The organism is Pseudomonas sp. KH_046_1 (assembly GCF_057839025.1).
This window is the reverse complement of the sequence record NZ_CM174481.1, coordinates 1,968,541-1,985,485: the sequence shown is the minus strand read 5'-3', so window position 1 is coordinate 1,985,485 and position 16,945 is coordinate 1,968,541. Positions and strand designations below refer to the sequence as shown.

10 protein-coding genes and 1 other RNA gene are annotated in these 16,945 nt (G+C 60.1%); 4 read left to right on the top strand and 7 right to left on the bottom strand.

Features of this window, described 5'->3' with window-relative positions:
- Positions 1-16 precede the first annotated feature (16 nt).
- The 7 genes from AC3IT9_RS09070 to AC3IT9_RS09040 all read right to left on the bottom strand — a co-directional run bounded on the left by AC3IT9_RS09070 (position 17) and on the right by AC3IT9_RS09040 (position 10,394).
- Entirely contained in the window at positions 17-637 is a 621-nt protein-coding gene (locus AC3IT9_RS09070; protein WP_489272725.1) for a methyltransferase family protein, read from the bottom strand.
- A 491-nt stretch (positions 638-1,128) separates the two neighbouring features.
- Positions 1,129-1,225, bottom strand: an RNA gene (gene ffs, locus AC3IT9_RS09065) — signal recognition particle sRNA small type.
- Positions 1,226-1,336: 111 nt separating this feature from the next.
- Positions 1,337-2,503, bottom strand: coding sequence for a zinc-binding metallopeptidase family protein (locus AC3IT9_RS09060; protein ID WP_489272723.1), 1,167 nt, complete (start codon positions 2,501-2,503; stop codon positions 1,337-1,339).
- 172 nt (positions 2,504-2,675) lie between these two features.
- Positions 2,676-5,033 carry an NAD-dependent DNA ligase LigA gene (gene ligA / locus AC3IT9_RS09055; protein WP_489272722.1) on the bottom strand — a complete coding sequence of 786 codons (2,358 nt, stop codon included), beginning with the start codon at positions 5,031-5,033 and terminating at the stop codon, positions 2,676-2,678.
- Between the two features lie 91 nt (positions 5,034-5,124).
- Complete coding sequence (zipA, locus tag AC3IT9_RS09050; protein WP_150724672.1) at positions 5,125-5,985, bottom strand: cell division protein ZipA; 861 nt, start codon at positions 5,983-5,985, stop codon at positions 5,125-5,127.
- A gap of 258 nt (positions 5,986-6,243) precedes the next feature.
- Positions 6,244-9,732 (bottom strand): chromosome segregation protein SMC, encoded by a 3,489-nt coding sequence (gene smc / locus AC3IT9_RS09045; protein WP_489272720.1) that lies wholly within the window; start codon positions 9,730-9,732, stop codon positions 6,244-6,246.
- A 2-nt stretch (positions 9,733-9,734) separates the two neighbouring features.
- Positions 9,735-10,394, bottom strand: coding sequence for a GntR family transcriptional regulator (locus AC3IT9_RS09040; RefSeq protein ID WP_103394962.1), 660 nt, complete (start codon positions 10,392-10,394; stop codon positions 9,735-9,737).
- Between the two features lie 278 nt (positions 10,395-10,672).
- On the opposite strand from AC3IT9_RS09040, the gene xdhA reads away from it, so the two are divergent.
- The 4 genes from xdhA (at position 10,673) to guaD (ending at position 16,791) form a co-directional block, all read left to right on the top strand.
- Positions 10,673-12,127: a xanthine dehydrogenase small subunit gene (xdhA, locus tag AC3IT9_RS09035; RefSeq protein ID WP_489272718.1), complete on the top strand. Its 1,455-nt coding sequence runs from the start codon at positions 10,673-10,675 to the stop codon at positions 12,125-12,127.
- A complete protein-coding gene (gene xdhB / locus AC3IT9_RS09030; protein WP_150756582.1) occupies positions 12,120-14,519 on the top strand; it encodes a xanthine dehydrogenase molybdopterin binding subunit in 2,400 nt (799 codons plus the stop codon). Before xdhA ends, xdhB begins: the two co-directional genes overlap by 8 nt.
- Positions 14,520-14,635: 116 nt before the next feature.
- Positions 14,636-15,478 carry a xanthine dehydrogenase accessory protein XdhC gene (gene xdhC / locus AC3IT9_RS09025; RefSeq protein ID WP_489272716.1) on the top strand — a complete coding sequence of 281 codons (843 nt, stop codon included), beginning with the start codon at positions 14,636-14,638 and terminating at the stop codon, positions 15,476-15,478.
- 8 nt (positions 15,479-15,486) lie between these two features.
- Positions 15,487-16,791, top strand: a complete 1,305-nt coding sequence (gene guaD, locus AC3IT9_RS09020) for a guanine deaminase (protein ID WP_150724667.1) — start codon at positions 15,487-15,489, stop codon at positions 16,789-16,791.
- Positions 16,792-16,945 lie beyond the last annotated feature (154 nt).

Genomic DNA, 16,945 nt, shown 5'->3' with positions numbered 1-16,945 from the left:
AGCCAACACACGAAAACTAAAATATGAATGGAACAAGCCGATAACGAACACCCTGCATATACTCCCGATATAATGGATCAAGAGAAAGATGCGCTTCTTCTCGAAATATTCGCGCGATCAGAAAACCGATAGTTACTGCATAGATAATTACATTCGCCTGCGATGTATTTACCAATACATAGCCCGTAAACGTCAGACAGTAACTAGCATAGATCGGGTGACGCACCACGCGATACATCCACGCAGTCTTGATAACCCGCTTTGCTGCAACGAGTGCAAAGCTGCGATTTAGAGAAATTACACCCAGCACCTGAATGACCGTCCCCACAACTATCAGAAAACTTGCCCACGGGAGTACCCCCCAAGCCTCCGGCCGAAAAAATAACGGAGCAAAAGTCCCAACTACCGCCATCAACCAGTCGACCGGAATGAGCGAAACCGTCTTTGGCTCGCTTCGAAAAATGAACAAAACTGCTGTCAGCGTTTCGGAGAGACAGAACAAAAGCAGAGCCAGTTGATGTGTTTCTTGAAATCGAGCCAAATGACTGTAGGCAAAAACACCCCACACCCCCGCCAGGAAAACTCCGCTATAAAATCCGACCCATCTCGACTGCAGTACTGCAGACAATGAACTCATGCCACACACTCCTGCCCGGAAAGTAACCAAAATCCGTTTTGAGGCGCGCCCTCACGATTATCTTGCTAAATATGCGCCCGTCTTTATGCCTTGGATTTTTTATGATTTACAACTTGATCGAATTAATAATTTATCCCTAATAACAAATAGGACCAAATAGCAATCTGCGCAAATATCGAATCTTCATAACAACATGACCAATCATTCGATTTGCCAATGGCGATAACCCCGCCACTTACTCACGACGCACTTGATACGAAGTAGTTTGCCAACCTGGGCCAGGAGCGAGAAGGCGTGCAGACATGCCACAGCAAGGAAATTGGAGAGTGCAGAAAGTGAGGGGGTGCGGTAAGGCTTTGAAGAGTGCAAATGTGAAGCCAGCCGGCCTGCCTCGCATGGCGCACCCATTCGGTGTACCTACACGCTGTCACATTTCGAGATTTTTGACTGATAATTCCTTGATAATTCAAGGACTTAGAGATAGGTGGTAACCCCACCAGCCACACCCCGGCACACAATGTCACCGCTGCGGCTGCTCCCTTCCAGGCCTGACCGGGTTCACGGTTGATCGTTGCGGGGGGACCGATGGGGTCACCATAACGACGCTCACCTGTCGGCGAGCCGCGCCATTGTACCTATCTGAGGCGAAGTTACAACCGTTGGTTTCGGATTAAAAACATGAGGGGGTTCAAGCACTTGCTATTGCTCCTCAAGCACCTCATCCGCCCTGCCGCCCTCCTGCTGAATCACCAGGTGAATAAAGTGCAGCTTGGCAATGACCGCTGATGGCAGGACGAACGGATAGAAATCCGGCTGCCCCATGCTGCGCGATAACTCGTTGAGCATGCCGGCCAGCTCGATCCACGCATTGACGAACGACAGGAACGCCGCGCCGCCGGGATGCTGTGGATCGTAGAGGGTATCCAACGGAAACGGCTGATAGTCGAAGTCCATTTCCCGGGCACTCATGCCAAAGCCCAGCGCGGTATCCACTGCGTCCATCATATGCAGGTAATGCGCCCAGGTTTCGGCCCAGTCTTCCCACGGGTGCATGGTGGCGTAGCCGCTGACGTAGTGCTGCTGCCAGTCAAGCGGTGCGCCCTGTTGATAATGCCGCTCGAGGGCGTCGGCATAGCTGACGCTTTCATCGCCGAACAATCCGCGAAAAGGCTCAAGCCATTGGCTATCGGCGATCAATCGATCCCAGTAGTAGTGCCCGACTTCGTGACGAAAATGCCCGAGCAACGTGCGATAGGGTTCGTGCATTTGCACCCGTACCTGCTCACGGTGCGCATCGTCGGCTTCCTTGATATCAAGAGTCACCAGGCCATTGGCGTGTCCTGTGGTAGGCGATTGGCCTTCGAGGTCCACGCCGATGAAATCGAAGGCAAGGCCCGTGTCTTCATCGACGGTTTTGGGAATTACCTGCAACCCCAGACTGAGCAGTTGCGCGACCAGACGCCGCTTGGCGGTTTCCACCTTGCGCCAGCGCTCGTGGTTGTCAGTGATCGTCAGATCAGGAATGGTGCGATTGAGGCTGCAGGCAATGCACAAGACGTCATGGTCTTTGGCAGGCAGCAACCAATTACAGGCCGCCGGGGAATCGAGGTTGGCGCAGCGTCGAAACAGACCAGCCCCGGGATCGACATCAAGCAGCCAGGTGCCCACCTGCACACCCGGTTGCAGCGCAGACAAGCGACTCTGCTCCGGCTGATAACCCAACGCCGCCGAACAGGCCAGGCACTGGCTGTTGCGAAAGAACAGCGACTGCCCGCAACGACAGGACCAGACCTTGCTGTTGCGCAAATTTTCGGCCATGAACGGCGCAGCGATGCGCGAGCTGAGTTGCTCGAAAAAACGGTACATGGTGATCTCTCCCTGAGGCTTGCCAAGACTAGATCATTTCCCAAGAAGGATCGTTCCCAGGTCGAACGCAACACCTGTAGGAGCGAGCCTGCTCGCGATGGAGTGTCAGTCGACATCAATGCGCCTGATCCACCATCGCGAGCAGGCTCGCTCCTACAGGTTGAATAGCTACTCAATCTACCTTGCCGTACCCGCGCAATGTTTCAACAAACGCCTCTTCATCCAGCACCTTCAACCCCAGCTCATTGGCCTTGGTCAACTTCGAACCAGCCCCCGGCCCTGCCACCACGCAATGGGTCTTGGCCGACACTGAACCCGCGACCTTGGCGCCGAGGCTTTCGAGTTTGTCCTTGGCAGTATCGCGGCTCATCAGCTCCAGCGAGCCGGTCAGCACCCAGGTCTGCCCGGCCAGCGGCAAGCCTTCGACGACTTTCTTCTCGCTCTGCCAGTGCATGCCGAAATCGGCCAGTTGCTTCTCCGCCGCTTCGGCCAATTGGCGATTGTCCTCGACCGCAAAGAACTCGCGCACCGAATTGGCCTGTTTTTCCGGCAGCGCCTGGCGCATATCCAGCCAATCCGCGCCGATCACCGCCTGCAGCGAGCCAAACTTGTCCGCCAGTTTCTGCGCCCCGCCCGGCCCGACCAAGGGGATATGCAGCTTGTCGAGGAAGCCACCCAGCGTGGTACTCGCCGAAAACTCGGCGCCCAACTCGCCCTGATCCTGAATCTGCAGGCCATGCCTGAGCAAATCAGCGATCACCTGCTGGTTATGCGCATCCTCGAAGAAGCTGTGGATCTCGTGCGCGACTTCCAGGCCAACATCCGGTAAGTACGTCAGCACCTGCGGCAAGGCCTGCTGCACCCGCTCCAGCGAACCCAGGGAACGCGCCAGAACCTTGGCCGTCTCCTCGCCGACATCGGGAATCCCGAGGGCGTAGATGAACCGCGCCAGGCCCGGCTTCTTGCTGTCTTCGATGGCGCCGAGCAGGTTCTTGCTCGACAGTTCGGCAAAGCCTTCCAGATCGACGATCTGCTCAAAGGTCAGGGCGTACAGATCGGCCGGCGAGCTCACCAGGCCTTCGTCGACCAGTTGCTCAACGCTCTTCTCACCCAGGCCTTCGATGTCCATGGCGCGACGGGAAACGAAATGGATGATCGCCTGCTTGAGCTGCGCACCGCAGGCCAGACGACCAACGCAGCGATACACTGCGCCTTCGCTGACCGTCTCGCGGCCCTTGCTGCGTTTGATCAGTTGCGTGCGCTCGACATGGGAACCGCACACCGGGCACTGTTCCGGAATCTGCACCGGCCGGGCGTTTTCCGGACGGCGCTCCATGACCACTTGCACCACCTGCGGAATCACGTCACCGGCGCGGCGGATGATCACCGTGTCGCCGATCATCAGGCCCAGGCGCGCGACTTCGTCCATGTTATGCAGTGTGGCGTTGGCCACCGTGACACCGGCGACCTTGACCGGTTTCAGACGCGCCACCGGCGTCACCGCCCCAGTGCGGCCGACCTGGAATTCCACATCGAGCAGTTCGGTGAGTTCTTCCATCGCCGGGAATTTGTGGGCGATGGCCCAACGCGGTTCGCGGGCGCGGAAACCCAGTTCACGCTGGGAAGCGATGCTGTTGACCTTGAACACCACGCCGTCGATTTCATACGGCAGCGCGCTGCGACGCTCACCGATATCGCGGTAGTAGTCCAGGCACTCGGCAATACCGTGCGCCAGTTTCAGCTCATGACTGATCGGCATGCCCCAGGCCTGGAGTTGCTGTAAATTGCCGATGTGTGTATCGGCAATGTCCGCCGACACCTGGCCGATGCCGTAGCAGCAGAACTCCAGCGGACGGTTGGCGGTGATCTTCGAATCCAATTGGCGCAGGCTGCCCGCCGCCGCGTTGCGCGGGTTGGCGAAGGTCTTGCCGCCTACTTCCAGTTGCGTGGCGTTGAGCCGCTCGAAACCGGCCTTGGACATGAACACCTCGCCGCGCACTTCCAGGGTCGCCGGCCAGCCGGTGCCGTGCAGCTTGAGCGGGATGTTGCGTACGGTGCGCACGTTGACGCTGATGTCTTCGCCAGTGGTGCCGTCGCCGCGGGTCGCGCCGCGCACTAGAACGCCATCCTGATACAGCAGGCTGACGGCCAGGCCATCGAGCTTGGGCTCACAGCTGTACTCGACTGTCGCGCCGCCACCGAACAGGTCACCGGCCGGCAGGTCCAGGCCTTCGGTCACCCGGCGGTCGAACTCACGCATGTCGGTTTCTTCGAAGGCGTTGCCGAGGCTGAGCATCGGAACTTCATGACGCACCTGGGTAAACGCCGACAGCGCCGCACTGCCCACCCGCTGCGTTGGCGAATCGCTGGTGATCAGTTCGGGATTGGCCGCTTCCAGAGCCTTGAGCTCGTTGAACAAGCGGTCGTACTCGGCGTCCGGAATACTCGGCTCGTCGAGCACGTGGTAACGATAGTTGTGCTGATCCAGCTCAGCGCGCAGCTCTAAAATACGGTTCTTGGCGGCGGTCATGGGTGTTCTCTCATAAAGCAAAAGAGCAGCCGAGGCTGCTCAATCTGTTTTGCCGATTATCCCGCGCACCGCGCGGGAATAACCATTTCAATCAACGCTTCTGGGTCAGGGCGCGGCGTTCAAATTCCACGATGCGCTGACGGTAGTGCTCGATCGTCTGGGCGGTCAGCACGCTGCGCTGGTCGTCTTTCAATTCGCCGTTCAGCTCCTGGGACAATTTACGCGCCGCTGCCACCATGACGTCGAAAGCCTGTTTCGGATGGCGAGGGCCTGGCAGACCCAGGAAGAAGCTCACCGCCGGGGTGCTGAAGTGGTCGATGTCGTCCAGGTCGAATACGCCAGGCTTGACGGCGTTGGCCATGGAGAACAGCACTTCACCGTTGCCGGCCATGCTTTCGTGACGGTGGAAAATATCCATTTCGCCGAAACGCAAACCGCTCTCCAGAATGTTCTGCAACAGCGCCGGGCCCTTGAAGCCGGCAGCGTCGCGGCAGATCACGCTGATCACCAGCACTTCTTCAGCTTGCGGTTGTTCTTTGTCGTTGACCGCTGGCGAAGTCTTGGTGTCATCCGGGAAGTCGTCGTCACGACTGCTGAAGCTCGGGCCGCCGTCCAGATCCAGGCTGAGGTTCATGTCGCCCTGGGAAGGCTCGCTGTGGCCACGCTTGCCGCGCTTGGAGCCCGACTCGCGAGGTTCGCGGGCCGGCATGCTCACCGACGGCAGATCGTGCTCGTCCAGTTGCGGCTCTCTATGCGTGTCCAGCACGCGCGGCGGGCCCAACAGCTCGGCGCTGGCGCTGCTGTCCTCGTCCGGCAGATTGGACAGACTTCGATCAAGACGGAACTTCAGTTTTCCCTTGCCGCCGCGCATACGGCGCCAGCCATCGAAAAGAATACCGGCAATGACAATAATGCCGATGACGATCAGCCACTCGCGCAGACCGATTTCCATGTAATCCCGTGCCTCTATAAAAAATGCTGAAAAATAAGGGGTTTACAACCTGCAAACCGCTTTAAAACGTGGCGCCAACTCTATGTTCTGACAGGCGTTTTGCCCACGTATACGAAAAATTGACATTAAACTAGCACGACCAAAGGCAACTTTACACCGTCTACCACGTTGGCTAGCGCGAATATGTCGATTGGCCAGCAAGTCGAAGCAAGGAAAAGAGTCCTACATACCGTAAACACCCTTTCCTGCAACCACGACTCAGGCATCCACCATCGCCATCGCCTCCTCGACATCCACGGCCACCAGACGTGAACAACCGGGTTCATGCATCGTCACACCCATCAGTTGTTCAGCCATTTCCATGGCGATCTTGTTGTGGGTGATATAGATGAACTGCACTGTCTGTGACATCTCTTTTACCAATCGCGCGTAGCGTCCAACGTTAGCGTCATCCAGTGGCGCGTCAACCTCATCGAGCATGCAGAACGGCGCCGGGTTCAATTTGAAGATCGCAAAAACCAGGGCCAATGCGGTCAGGGCTTTTTCGCCGCCGGAGAGCAAATGGATGGTGCTGTTCTTCTTTCCTGGCGGCTGCGCCATGATTGTTACCCCTGTATCGAGTAGATCTTCGCCCGTCAGTTCCAAATACGCGCGGCCTCCACCGAAAACTTTTGGGAAAAGCGCCTGTAAACCGCCATTGATCTGATCAAAGGTATCTTTGAAACGGTTGCGGGTTTCCTTGTCGATCTTGCGAATCACGTTCTCAAGGGTATCGAGCGCTTCCACCAGATCGTCGTTCTGCGCATCCAGATAACGTTTACGTTCCGATTGTTGCTGGTACTCATCGATGGCCGCCAGGTTGATCGCGCCCAGACGCTGGATCCTCGCGGCGATGCGCTCGAGTTCTTCCTCGGCATCCTTCTCGCTGGCCTCGGCGGTCAATGTTGCGAGTACGCCGTGGAGATCGTAGCCGTCTTCCAGCAATTGGTCCTGCAAGGTCTTGCGGCGCACGGTCAGGGCTTGCCATTCCATGCGCTGGGTTTCGAGCTGACTGCGAATCAACTGGGATTGTTGTTCGGCCTGGCTGCGGCGCTTCTCGGCGTCGCGTAGTTCGCGGTCGGCGTCTTCGAGGGCGATCTGCGCGGTCTTGAGTTCTTCGTCGACGGTCATGCGCTTGTCGAGCAACTCCTCGAGCTTCAAACGCAGCTCTTCCAGCGGTGCTTCGCCCTCCTCCAGATTGAGGCTCAGTTGCTCGCGTTTTTCGGTCAGCCGCTCGGACTGCATCTCCAGACGCTCCAGCGCCTGGCGCGTCGAATCATGCTGCGCCTTGAGCGAGCCCAGACGCACCGCCAACTGGTGGGCGTGATCCTTGTGTTGCCGCGCCTCCTGACGCACCCGGTCCAGACGCTCCCGCAGGCTGTCGCGCTGGGCCAGCAGTAACTCACGCTGCTCGGTGTCCAGCGCCATGCTGTCGAGGGCTTCCTGCAATTGCAGGCGGGCTTCACCGATGTTTTCGTGCTCCAGGGCCCGTTGTTCGTCCAGCTCGGTGAGCTCTTCGTCGAGACGGGTACGGCGCAGGGTCAATTGTTCGGCCTTGGCCTTGCCGGCGGACAATTGAGCCTTCAATTCACCTTGCTGACGTGCTTCGTCCTGCAGCAAACGGCGCAAATGTTCGCGACCGTTTTCCTGCTGACGCTGCTGCGCCCTGAGATTCTGCAGTCGGCTTTCCAGGGTTTCGACAGCGGCTTCACGCTCTTCGCGCTCCAGGCCCAGTTGCTGGATTTCCTGGCCGCGGGCCAGTACGCCGCTTTCCGCTTCACTGGCCCGACGCACCCGCAGAAAATGCCGGCCGACCCAATAACCGTCACGGCTGATCAGGCTCTGTCCGGCAGCCAATTGAGCCCGCAGGGCCAAGGCCTGTTCGAGACTGTCCACCGGCTTGACCTGCCCCAGCCACGGCGACAGATCGATCTGCGCCTCGACCTTGTCCAGCAGGCTGCCCGGCACCCGTACGCCATCGCTGGACGGGCTGAGCAAACGCAAGTCGCCCTGGGCAAAGCCCGACAGATCGAAGTCGTTGAAGTCATCCACCAGCACCGCTTGCAGGTCGGCGCCGAGCACGGTTTCCACGGCCAGCTCCCAACCGGCCTCAACCTTCAGGCCTTCGGCCAGGCGCGGGCGATTCGCAAGATTCTGTTCGCGTAGCCATTCGGCGGTGCCGGTACCCGGATCGAGCGCCGCTTGCTGCAAGGCTTCGAGCGAAGCCAGCCGACCGTTGAGGCGCTGCAAATCGCCCTGGGCGTGCTGCTGCGCGGTCAGCGCTTGCTGCAGTTCCTGACGCAACTGCTCGAGCTTTTCGACCTGAGTTTCTTCGCTGGTCTGCAAATCCTCAAGGGTCGCTTCGGATTCGGCGAGCTGCTCGCTGAGCTCCATGATCGCCGCATCTTCCGGGTCCGCCGAGAGCAAGGCGCGTTCTTCGCCGAGACGCTTCTGGCGATCGGCCAGGCGCTCGAGGCTGGTTTCCAGCTGCTGGATCCGCGATTGCTGCACTTCGGCCTGACGGCGCGGCTCGGCGGCGGTGAGGTTGAACGTATCCCACTGCTCTTGCCAGCCGTGCATGGTGGTTTCGGATTCTTCCAGCGCGGCAGCGGCCTCTTCGGCGGCGGCGCTGGTGACTTCCTGCTCCGGGGTGAGCATGTCCAGCTCTTCGCCGAGGGTCAGCAGCAGCGTGCGGTCGTGGCCCAGGTGCGATTCGGTTTCCAGGCGTGCGCGCTCGGCCTCTTTCAGGTCATCCTGCAACTGGCGCAAACGCTGCTGACCGTGCTGGATGCTCTGCTCGACCCGGGCAATGTCGCCGCCAACCGAGTAGAAGCGCCCCTGCACCAGGTTGAAGCGTTCCGAGAGGTCGTGGTGTCCGTCACGCAGGCGTTCGATGCTTGCGTCGGCATTGCGCTGTTCGGCCACCAGGGCTTCGAAAGAAACTTCCTGGTTACCGATGATCGCTTCACGCTGGCCAACCTGATCATTCAGCGCCTGCCAGCGCAGGGCTGACAGCTGGGCCTTGAGCTGACGCTCCTCGCCCTTGAATTCCTGATACTTCTTGGCGGCCTCGGCCTGGCGGTGCAAGCGTTCGAGCTGACGCTCGAGCTCTTCGCGCAGGTCGGTCAGGCGCTCAAGGTTTTCGTGGGTGCGGCGGATGCGGTTTTCCGTCTCGCGCCGGCGCTCCTTGTACTTGGAGATGCCTGCGGCTTCTTCGATGAAGTTACGCAGGTCTTCGGGCTTGGACTCGATCAGCTTGGAGATCATCCCCTGCTCGATGATCGAGTAGCTGCGCGGGCCAAGGCCGGTGCCGAGGAAGATATCGGTGATGTCGCGACGCCGGCATTTGGTGCCGTTGAGGTAGTAGGTGGTCTGGCTGTCGCGGGTCACTTTGCGGCGGATGGAAATTTCCGCGTAGGCGGCGTACTCCCCGAGCAAGGTGCCGTCGGAGTTGTCGAACACCAGTTCGATGCTCGCCTGGCTTACCGGCTTGCGGCTGGTGGAGCCGTTGAAGATGACGTCGGTCATCGACTCGCCGCGCAGGTTCTTCGCCGAGCTCTCGCCCATCACCCAGCGTACGGCGTCGATGATGTTCGACTTGCCGCAACCATTGGGCCCGACCACCGCCGCCATGTTACTGGGGAAGTTCACCGTGGTCGGGTCGACGAAGGACTTGAACCCCGCCAGCTTGATGCACTTGAGCCGCAAGATCAGGCGTCCGTCAGGGCGGAGATCACCAGATCGCAACTGCGCTGGGCATAAGCCGTCAGCACCACGCGAATCTGCGCAAAATCACGGGCCAGCACGGCAGCGAGCAAGCGTTCGAACAGCTCGAGGAATTCGCTCATCGACGCTTTGCGCAGGTCCAGCGCGAGGAAATACGCACGGCTCATGGCCGGCTGCAGATTCTCGACTGTCTCCTGCAAGTACGGGTTGTTGGCGAACGGGTACGCGGCGCGCATCACATTGAAGCTGTCGTCGACGAAAGTGCGGATGTCCTGACGTTCGTAGCTGGCAGTCAGGCGTTGCTGGATCTGCACGAACGGCGCCATGTCAGCCTGGGTTTTCCAGCCGCTGGCCACCGAGTTACCGAGCAGGATATAGAGCTCGCTCATCAGCGTGCACAGGCTCTGCACCTTGTGCGGCGTGAGTTCGGTGACGTGGGCACCACGTCGCGGCAGGATCGCGATCAGGTGCCGACGCTCGAGGATCAGCAAGGCCTCGCGGACCGAACCACGGCTGACGTTGAGGGCCAGCGTGACCTTCTGTTCCTGGATGCGCTCCCCGGGCTTCATTTCGCCGCGAATGATGCGTTCGGCGAGGTGGTGAGCGATTTGCTCGGCGAGGCTGTCCGGCGCCTTGAACGTCATGGTTGTCCTTCAAACTCTTTGATCTGTACAAGCGGCGCAGTGTAGCGCAATTGCTGCGTCAGGGCGGAGTGCCCGCCCGGAGGTTTTTTGGCACGATTCAAGCAAATTCAAGCAAAAAGGCAGGCTATCGAACCAACGACAATAATTAAGGAACAGGTGGTTAATCGACAAATTGCAATTTCCTGACCTTTAGGTCAGAAAATCATTGACCGAAAAGTCAGACCTGCTAAATTCAGTTCCTATCGGTTAACAACAATAATGAGTCTGCGAGGCCTTCCGTGATCCAGTTTTTACTAAACCAGGAACTCCGTAGCGAGCACGCCCTGGACCCGAACCTGACCGTGCTCAATTATCTGCGCGACCATGTGGGCAAGCCCGGCACCAAAGAAGGCTGCGCCAGCGGTGACTGCGGCGCCTGCACCGTGGTGGTCGGCGAATTGCAGACCGATGATGACGGCCGCGAACACATTCGCTATCGCAGCCTCAACTCGTGCCTGACCTTCGTGTCGTCCCTGCACGGCAAACAACTGATCAGCGTCGAAGACCTCAAGCACAAGGGTGAACTGCACAGCGTGCAGAAAGCCATGGTCGAGTGCCACGGCTCGCAATGCGGCTTCTGTACCCCCGGTTTCGTGATGTCGCTGTTTGCGCTGCAAAAGAACAGCGATGCACCGGATCATGCCAAGGCCCACGAAGCACTGGCCGGCAATCTCTGCCGTTGCACCGGCTACCGGCCGATCCTGGAAGCCGCCGAGCAGTCTTGCTGCGCCAAGCAACCGGACCAGTTCGACGCCCGCGAGGCCGACACCATCGCGCGCCTGAAAGCCATTGCCCCGACCGATATCGGCGAACTCAACAGCGGCGACAAACGCTGCCTGGTGCCGCTGACCGTGGCCGACCTGGCCGATCTCTACGACGCTTATCCACAGGCCCGCCTGCTGGCCGGCGGTACCGACCTGGCGCTGGAAGTCACGCAGTTCCACCGCACCCTGCCGGTGATGATCTATGTCGGCAACGTCGCCGAGATGAAGCGCATCGAGCGTTTTGACGATCGCCTGGAAATCGGCGCCGCCACGTCCCTGTCCGATTGTTACGAGGCCTTGAACGCCGAGTACCCGGACTTCGGTGAATTGCTGCACCGCTTCGCCTCCTTGCAGATCCGCAACCAGGGCACCCTGGGCGGCAACATCGGCAACGCCTCGCCGATTGGTGACTCGCCACCCCTGCTGATCGCCCTCGGCGCGCAAATCATGCTGTGCAAAGGCGAAACCCGCCGCACCCTGGCGCTGGAAGACTACTTCATCGATTACCGCGTCACTGCGCGCCAGGAAAGCGAGTTCATCGAGAAGATCATCGTGCCCCGCGCCAGCGTCGAAAAACTGTTCCGCGCCTACAAGGTCTCCAAGCGCCTGGACGACGACATCTCGGCAGTGTGCGCCGCCTTCAACATTCGCCTGGAAAACGGCGTCGTCGCTGAAGCCCGCGTCGCCTTCGGCGGCATGGCGGCCATCCCGAAACGCGCCGCTGCCTGCGAAGCCGCATTGCTCGGCTCGCCATTCAACAACGCTACCGTTGAACGCGCCTGCGCTGCCCTGGCCGAAGACTTCACGCCGCTCTCGGACTTCCGCGCCAGCAAGGAATATCGCCTGCTCAGCGCGCAGAATCTGCTGCGCAAATACTTCATCGAACTGCAAACACCGCACATCGAGACTCGGGTGACCGCTTATGTCTAATCATCACGCCGTAGAGAAGACCCAAGCCGAATTGGCTGAACTGTTCGCCAAGGACCTGACCACCGGTGTCGGCCGCAGCGTCAAGCACGACAGCGCCGCCAAGCATGTGGCCGGTGAAGCGCAATACATCGACGACCGCCTGGAGTTTCCGAACCAGTTGCACGTCTATGCGCGCATGTCGGACCGTGCCCATGCGCGGATCATCAGCATCGACACCTCGCCCTGCTACGCCTTCGAAGGCGTGCGTATCGCCATCACCCACGAAGACGTGCCGGGTCTGAAAGACATCGGTCCATTGCTGCCGGGCGATCCGCTGCTGGCCATCGACACCGTGCAATTCGTCGGTCAACCGGTGATCGCCGTGGCGGCGAAAGACCTGGAAACCGCGCGCAAGGCGGCCATGGCCGCGATTATCGAATACGAAGACCTGGAACCTGTGCTGGACGTGGTCGAAGCCCTGCGCAAACGCCACTTCGTACTCGACAGCCACACCCACAAACGTGGCGATTCAGCCACCGCGCTGGCCACCGCTGAGCACCGCATTCAAGGCACCCTGCACATCGGCGGCCAGGAACACTTCTACCTGGAAACCCAGATCTCTTCGGTGATGCCGACCGAAGACGGCGGCATGATCGTCTACTGCTCCACGCAAAACCCCACCGAAGTGCAGAAACTGGTGGCCGAAGTGCTGGACGTGTCGATGAACAAGATCGTCGTCGACATGCGCCGCATGGGCGGTGGTTTCGGCGGCAAGGAAACCCAGGCGGCGAGCCCCGCGTGCCTGTGCGCGGTGATCGCGCACCTCACCGGCCAGCCGACCAAGATGCGTCTGCCGCGGGTCGAAGACATGCTGATGACCGGCAAGCGTCACCCGTTCTATGTCGAGTACGACGTCGGTTTCGACAGTACCGGCCGCCTGCACGGCATCAACCTGGAACTGGCCGGCAACTGCGGTTGCTCCCCTGACCTGTCGGCGTCGATCGTCGACCGCGCGATGTTCCACTCGGACAACTCGTACTACCTGGGCGATGCGACCATCAACGGTCACCGCTGCAAGACCAACACCGCGTCGAACACCGCCTACCGTGGTTTCGGCGGCCCGCAAGGCATGGTCGCCATCGAAGAAGTGATGGACGCCATCTCTCGCCATCTGGCCCTGGATCCTTTGGCCGTGCGCAAGGCCAACTACTACGGCAAGACCGAGCGCAACGTCACCCACTACTACCAGACCGTCGAGCACAACATGCTCGAAGAGATGACCGCGGAACTTGAAGAAAGCAGCCAGTACGCCGAGCGTCGCGAAGCGATCCGTCGCTACAACGCCAACAGCCCGATCCTGAAAAAAGGCCTGGCGCTGACCCCGGTGAAATTCGGTATTTCCTTCACCGCCAGCTTCCTCAACCAGGCCGGTGCCCTGGTGCACGTCTACACCGACGGCAGCATCCACCTCAACCACGGCGGCACCGAAATGGGCCAGGGCCTGAACACCAAGGTTGCGCAGGTCGTGGCTGAAGTGTTCCAGGTGGAAATGGACCGCGTACAGATCACCGCGACCAACACCGACAAAGTACCGAACACCTCGCCAACCGCCGCTTCCAGCGGTGCCGACCTGAACGGCAAGGCCGCGCAGAACGCCGCCGAAACCATCAAGCAACGCCTGGTGGAATTCGCGGCTCGCCAGTACAAGGTCAGCGAAGAAGACGTGGAATTCCACAACGGCCACGTGCGGGTCCGCGATCACATCCTGACCTTCGAAGCATTGATCCAGCAGGCGTACTTCGCCCAGGTGTCGCTGTCGAGCACCGGCTTCTACAAGACCCCGAAAATCTACTACGACCGCAGCCAGGCGCGCGGCCGTCCGTTCTACTACTTCGCCTTTGGCGCGGCGTGCTGTGAAGTGCTGGTCGACACCCTGACCGGCGAATACAAGATGCTGCGCACCGACATCCTCCACGACGTCGGCGCCTCGCTGAACCCGGCCATCGACATCGGTCAGGTCGAGGGTGGGTTCATCCAGGGCATGGGCTGGCTGACCATGGAAGAGCTGGTGTGGAACAACAAGGGCAAGCTGATGACCAACGGCCCGGCGAGCTACAAGATCCCGGCCGTGGCGGACATGCCGCTGGACCTGCGGGTGAAGCTGGTGGAAAACCGCAAGAACCCGGAAGACACGGTGTTCCATTCCAAGGCCGTGGGCGAGCCGCCGTTCATGCTCGGCATCGCCTCGTGGTGTGCGATCAAGGACGCCGTGGCGAGCCTGGGTGACTACAAGCATCAGCCGAAAATCGACGCACCGGCGACCCCGGAGCGGGTGTTGTGGGGCTGTGAGCAGATGCGCCAGCTGAAGGCGGCGAAGGCTGTCGAAGCCGAGACCGAGTTGGCTTCGCTCTAAGACCGAGGTGCGGCCTTCGCGAGCAAGCCCGCTCCCACAGGGGAATGCATTCCAAATGTGGGAGCGAGCCTGCTCGCGAAGAGGCCGGAACAGACAACAGAGATGTTGAGGTGTTTATGTACAACTGGATCGACGCCCTCGCCGACCTGCAAAACCGGGGTGAGCCCTGCGTGCTGGTGACCATCATCGAAGAGCTCGGCTCGACGCCGCGCAACGCTGGCTCGAAGATGGTCATCAGCGCGAACCAGAGCTTCGACACCATCGGTGGCGGGCACCTGGAATACAAGGCCATGAAGATCGCCCGCGAGATGCTCGCCAGCGGCAAGCAGGACACCCATCTGGAGCGCTTCAGCCTCGGCGCCAGCCTTGGCCAGTGCTGCGGTGGTGCAACCGTTTTGCTGTTCGAACCGATGGGCCAGGTACAAGCGCAGATCGCCGTGTTCGGTGCCGGCCACGTCGGCCGCGCCCTCGTTCCGCTGCTGGCCAGCCTGCCCTGCCGGGTGCGCTGGATCGACTCGCGCGAAGATGAATTCCCCGAGCAGATCCCCCATGGCGTGCTCAAGATCGTCAGCGAAGAACCGGTGGATGAAATCGATGATCTGCCGGCCGGCAGTTATTGCATCGTGATGACCCACAACCACCAGCTCGACCTCGAACTGACCGCTGCGATCCTCAAGCGCAACGACTTCGCCTACTTCGGCCTGATCGGTTCGAAGACCAAACGGGTGAAGTTCGAACATCGCCTGCGCGACCGCGGTTTCGACAACAGCGTCGTGCAACGCATGCGCTGCCCGATGGGCATCGGCGAAGTCAAAGGCAAGCTGCCTGTGGAAATCGCCATCTCCATCGCCGGCGAAATCATCGCCACCTATAACGCGAACTTCGGTCAGCACACCGCCAGCGCCGGATCGATTGCCAAACTGCTGCCTGCGTCACGCCGCAGTCAAGCCTCCAATTGAGAACTCACATGCCTTTGACTCGCAAAGCTTACCGCGCCGCCATCCTGCACAGCATCGCCGACCCAGCCGTCGTGGGCATCGAAGCCTCCTACGAGTATTTCGAAGACGGCTTGCTGGTTGTGGATAACGGCCAGATCAGCGCCCTGGGCCACGCCAGCGAATTGCTGCCGACCCTGGCGGCTGACGTCGAAATCACCCACTACCAGGACGCACTGATCACCCCCGGCTTCATCGACACCCACATCCACCTGCCGCAAACCGGCATGGTCGGCGCCTATGGCGAGCAATTGCTGGACTGGCTCAACACCTACACCTTCCCGTGCGAAAGCCAGTTCGCCGACAAGGCCCACGCCGACCAGGTCGCGGACATTTTCATCAAGGAACTGCTGCGCAACGGCACCACCACGGCGCTGGTATTCGGCAGCGTGCACCCGCAATCGGTGAACTCGTTCTTTGAAGCCGCCGAGCAGCTCGACCTGCGGATGATCGCCGGTAAGGTGATGATGGACCGCAACGCCCCGGACTACCTGACCGACACCGCCGAATCCAGCTACGTCGAAAGCAAGGCGCTGATCGAGCGCTGGCACGGCAAGGGCCGCCTGCACTACGCGGTCACCCCACGCTTCGCACCGACCAGCACCCCGGAACAGCTGACCCTGGCCGGCCAGCTGCTGACCGAATACCCGGATCTGTACATGCAGACCCACATCAGCGAAAACCTCAAGGAAATCGAGTGGGTCAAGGAGCTGTTTCCTGAGCGCAAGGGTTACCTGGACGTCTACGACCACTACCAGTTGCTCGGCGAGCGCTCGGTGTTCGCCCACGGTGTGCACCTGTGCGATGACGAGTGCGCGCGCCTGGCAGAAACCGGTTCGGCCATCTCGTTCTGCCCGACCTCGAACTTCTTCCTCGGCAGCGGCCTGTTCAACCTGCCGATGGCCGAGAAGCACAAGCTCAATGTCGGCATCGGCACCGATGTGGGCGGCGGTACCAGTTTCTCGCTGCTGCAAACCCTCAACGAAGCCTACAAGGTCATGCAGCTGCAAGGTGCACGCCTGAGCCCGTTCAAGTCGCTGTACCTGGCCACTCTCGGCGGCGCCCGCGCACTGCGCCTGGAAGACAAGATCGGCACCCTGCAACCGGGCACCGACGCCGACTTCCTGGTGCTGGACTACAACGCCACACCGCTGCTGGGCTATCGCCTGAAGCAGGCCAACAACATTGCCGAGACGTTGTTTGTGTTGATGACCCTGGGGGATGACCGGACTGTGCAGCAGACCTATGCGGCGGGGAATCTGGTGCATCAGCGCTAAGGTTTTTCCGGGCATAAAAAATCCCCCGCTGCTTTTCAGCCCGGGGGATTTTTGTTGCCTGTCACACCGCCTTCGCGAGCAGGCTCGCTCCCACAATGGATCTTCAGTGATCCTAGCTTATGTATTCAACACAAAACCCTGTGGGAGCGAGCCT